4 protein-coding genes are annotated in these 3367 nt (G+C 45.6%); all 4 read left to right on the forward strand.

What is annotated here, in order from left to right:
* The coding region (locus tag GC102_RS05950) for an S-layer homology domain-containing protein (protein WP_171688637.1) at positions 1-747 on the forward strand (747 nt) is incomplete at its 5' end.
* A 780-nt stretch (positions 748-1527) separates the two neighbouring features.
* Entirely contained in the window at positions 1528-2169 is a 642-nt protein-coding gene (locus GC102_RS39295; RefSeq protein ID WP_246320748.1) for a reverse transcriptase family protein, read from the forward strand.
* Positions 2162-2782 carry an RNA-dependent RNA polymerase family protein gene (locus GC102_RS39300; RefSeq protein WP_312883180.1) on the forward strand — a complete coding sequence of 207 codons (621 nt, stop codon included), beginning with the start codon at positions 2162-2164 and terminating at the stop codon, positions 2780-2782. The genes GC102_RS39295 and GC102_RS39300 overlap by 8 nt, the downstream gene beginning before the upstream one ends.
* A gap of 66 nt (positions 2783-2848) precedes the next feature.
* Positions 2849-3028, forward strand: a complete 180-nt coding sequence (locus tag GC102_RS39305) for an HNH endonuclease (RefSeq protein ID WP_246320750.1) — start codon at positions 2849-2851, stop codon at positions 3026-3028.
* The last annotated feature ends 339 nt before the right edge of the window (positions 3029-3367 follow it).

Consider the following 3367-nt stretch of genomic DNA (forward strand, 5'->3'; position numbering starts at 1 on the left):
ACCGTGACGGTAACGAGAGCAACGTCAAGTGCTGGCGACGGTAGCGGCAGCAGTGGTGGCAATGGAAGCGATAATGGGACACCGCAGACTCCTCCTCCGGTAGTTACGCCTACATCTGATAAACCTGTTCTCAACGATAAAATCACCGATGTTCAAAAGGTTAAAGAAGCGGATCAAGCTGCTCTTCATTTGACTGCTCCTAAGCCGTTCCCGGATGTCCCGGCTAACAGCTGGAGTTCCAAAGCGGTTCAACTCGCTCAGCAACTTGATATTGTCCAAGGAAGTCCTGACGGAAACTTCCACGGAAGTACTAATGTTACTCGCGCCGAGTTTGTTACGATGATGGTGAAAGCTCTACATCTCGACACGACGAGCAATTCAGGTGGAACCTTCTCCGACACGAACGGTCACTGGGCCGAATCGGCAATTGGTGCTCTAAGAGCTGCTGGCGTCATTGAAGGTATGGGTGACGGATCATTCAAGCCTGACCAGCCGATATCCCGTGCTGAAATTACAGTAATCCTGGCGCGTGTGATTGTTGTGGGTAAGGTAACTGGAGACATGCATTTCTCAGATACGTCCAGTAGCTGGGCACGTCAGTATATCGAACAATTGGCTAACGCAGATATCGTTAGAGGTGAGGGCGATGGTAAGTTTTACCCGAACTCCTATGCTACTCGTGAGCAGTCGGTAACTATGATTCTTAGAATGTTAAACATATGCCTCAACCTTGATCTTCAACTGTAAGAAATATCAAGATCTAATCTAGGTGGCACTGAAAAAGTCCATTGTCATGTAAAGGTACAGACTCTCTCATTATTTTCAGAGAGCTGTACCTTTTTCTGTATATTGGACGCATCATGGCGAAAGAGTAAAGCTCATTCACCCACCCGAAAAATTTGGGGTAAGTGTCGCATTTTTTCGCTAAACACCAAGTCTAACTAAAAAGCATAAGTTTTTCAGTGGCCTCTCTAATCTAGGTGGGGGGCCTCGAGGACTGAAAACCGCTTCACTTTGGGGCTTGCCGTACTGTCCAAGGTGAAGAACGTCGGAAAGCCGTATGCGGGAAAACCGTGCGCCATGTCAGGTGCGAAATGAATTGTCCGGAAACCGGACTGGAGTCCTTGGAGACACTTCAAGAACAGCCGCTTTACCTGAATCCGAAAGGAAGAGGGGACAAAAGCATAGTGGGAAAGCGTGGGCGAATTGAAGATTGTGTAGAGACGTGCCGCGCAAGTTCTGCTTAATAAGGTTAAAGCTAGACTGCCTGAATCCTAATTACCAGTGATGGAACCGCACATCTGGGGATACACAATCTACATACTCTCCACTTTATGACATACTCGGGATGAGGTTTTGTCCGAGGAAACCCAAGGTCATAAGACATTGAACAATGTGTTCAAGTAAGGTAATAAATCGGGGACCTAAGTTAAGCTACACGTTTGTTTCGCGCAAAACATGGGATTGCCTAAAGGGGGAGACCCCCATGGTAACGGAGTCTTCATAATATCCAAAGTGGCGGTTGTAATGACGGCTGCACAGGCGGACCTTAATATGTGCCGTTGGATCGTTTGTACCTCCGAAAGGGTAACCAAGTACGGGGGAGATCAGGAAAAGGAAGACAGGTGGTTAGGATATCGGGTCTTGGATGTATGCGGAATGCAGAACGCCGTAAAAGGTTTGGATATCATCAGCGACAGAGGCAAGCGAAAATTACCGCTTTATCGAATCTACCGTGCACTTTACAATCGGAATCTATATCTTATTGCATATCAAAATATTTATGCGAATGACGGTGCGATGACCAAAGGCGTGACGAATGAAACTGTAGACGGGATGTCCGTAACCAAGATCGATCAGATCATACATCAGCTGAAAAGCGAAACATATCGCTTCAGCCCCGTCAGACGGGAATGCATTCAGAAAAAGGACAGCAAGAAACGAAGACCCCTAGGACTGCCAACATGTTCAGACAAACTCTTGCAGGAAGTTATTCGGCTCATTTTAGACGCTTATTTTGACCCTCAATTCAGTGATAAATCACACGGCTTCCGCGCATCTCATGGCTGTCAAACTGCCCTTGAATCGATTCGGGTGAAAGACGGCTGGAAAAGAGTAGCCGCAAGGCGGAATTTTAAGTCCGTTATTATCCAACGTATACATGAATAAGCTGGATCAGTTCATGGAAAAGAAAATTATACCTGAATTTAACCGTGGCGCCAAAAGAGCTGAAAACCCGACGTATAAGGCACTGTATAAACAGATTGTGAAATACACCCGACATCAGGACTGGGAAACGGTGAAAATACTCCGGAAACAACTTCAATCGATGCCGTCCAAAGAGGTCAATGACCCGAACTTCAAAAGACTGTACTACATCCGCTATGCGGATAATTGGTTGGTCGGGGTTTCCGGTTCTAAACAAGAGGCGGTGGTAATCAAGGAACGGGTTAAGTCGGTTTTGGAAAAGGAACTACGGCTTACCTTAAGTACAGAAAAGACCTTGATTACACATGCAAAGACGGAAAAAGCTCGATTTCTTGGGTACGACATCCACGTCCTGCACAATGATACCAAGTACGACAAAAGGGGACAGCGTAGTATCAATGGGGTAATTGGTTTACGATTGCCAGAAGAGAAGTTGAAAAGCAAGGCGAAACAGTATACAAAAAGTGGCAAACCCACCCGTCGCAAAGAACGGACGATTAATACGGATTATGACATCATTGCACAGTACCAATCCGAGTTTCGGGGATTTGCTCAATACTACCTGCTTGCCTAGAGTCAGTTAGTTGATCGCCTGTTAAGAGACACATGCGAACTATGTGAGTCCAAGGGAAACATCGAAATGCATCATGTAAAAAAACTAAAAGACTTAAGTCAAAACGGTAGAAGAGAAAAGCCACAATGGATAAAACGTATGGTTGCGATGAGAAGAAAGACGCTGGCCGTATGTCGTGAATGCCACGCAAACATACACTCAGGTAAATATGACGGTAAGAAAGTAACAAAAGCTGATGTCGACTGACGGTTAATCACTGGCGAGCGGGGTGCGTTGGAAACTCGCATGCTCCGTTCTGGGAGGGGGATTTGGAAAAGTGCTGTCTTTAGATAGTAACTCGCTGGATGCCTACTCTACGCACGTTACGGTTTGATGAGAAGGGGCTGGCAATCCCAGCCCTTTACTCTACAAAACATATTTGTAATTCAGCTTTTTTGATCAATGCTAGCACTTCAAAACTTTATTTGTAATTTATTTTTCTCGAAAAAAACCAGCAAACCCTTGAATTTGCTGGTTCTTGCACTTCAAAACTAATTTGTCTACAAACACTTCTTCTCGTGATTGGTGCGAAGTCTAGAGGAAACG

The sequence above is a fragment of the Paenibacillus germinis genome (assembly GCF_013141785.1).
Taxonomy (GTDB): domain Bacteria; phylum Bacillota; class Bacilli; order Paenibacillales; family NBRC-103111; genus Paenibacillus_E; species Paenibacillus_E phytorum.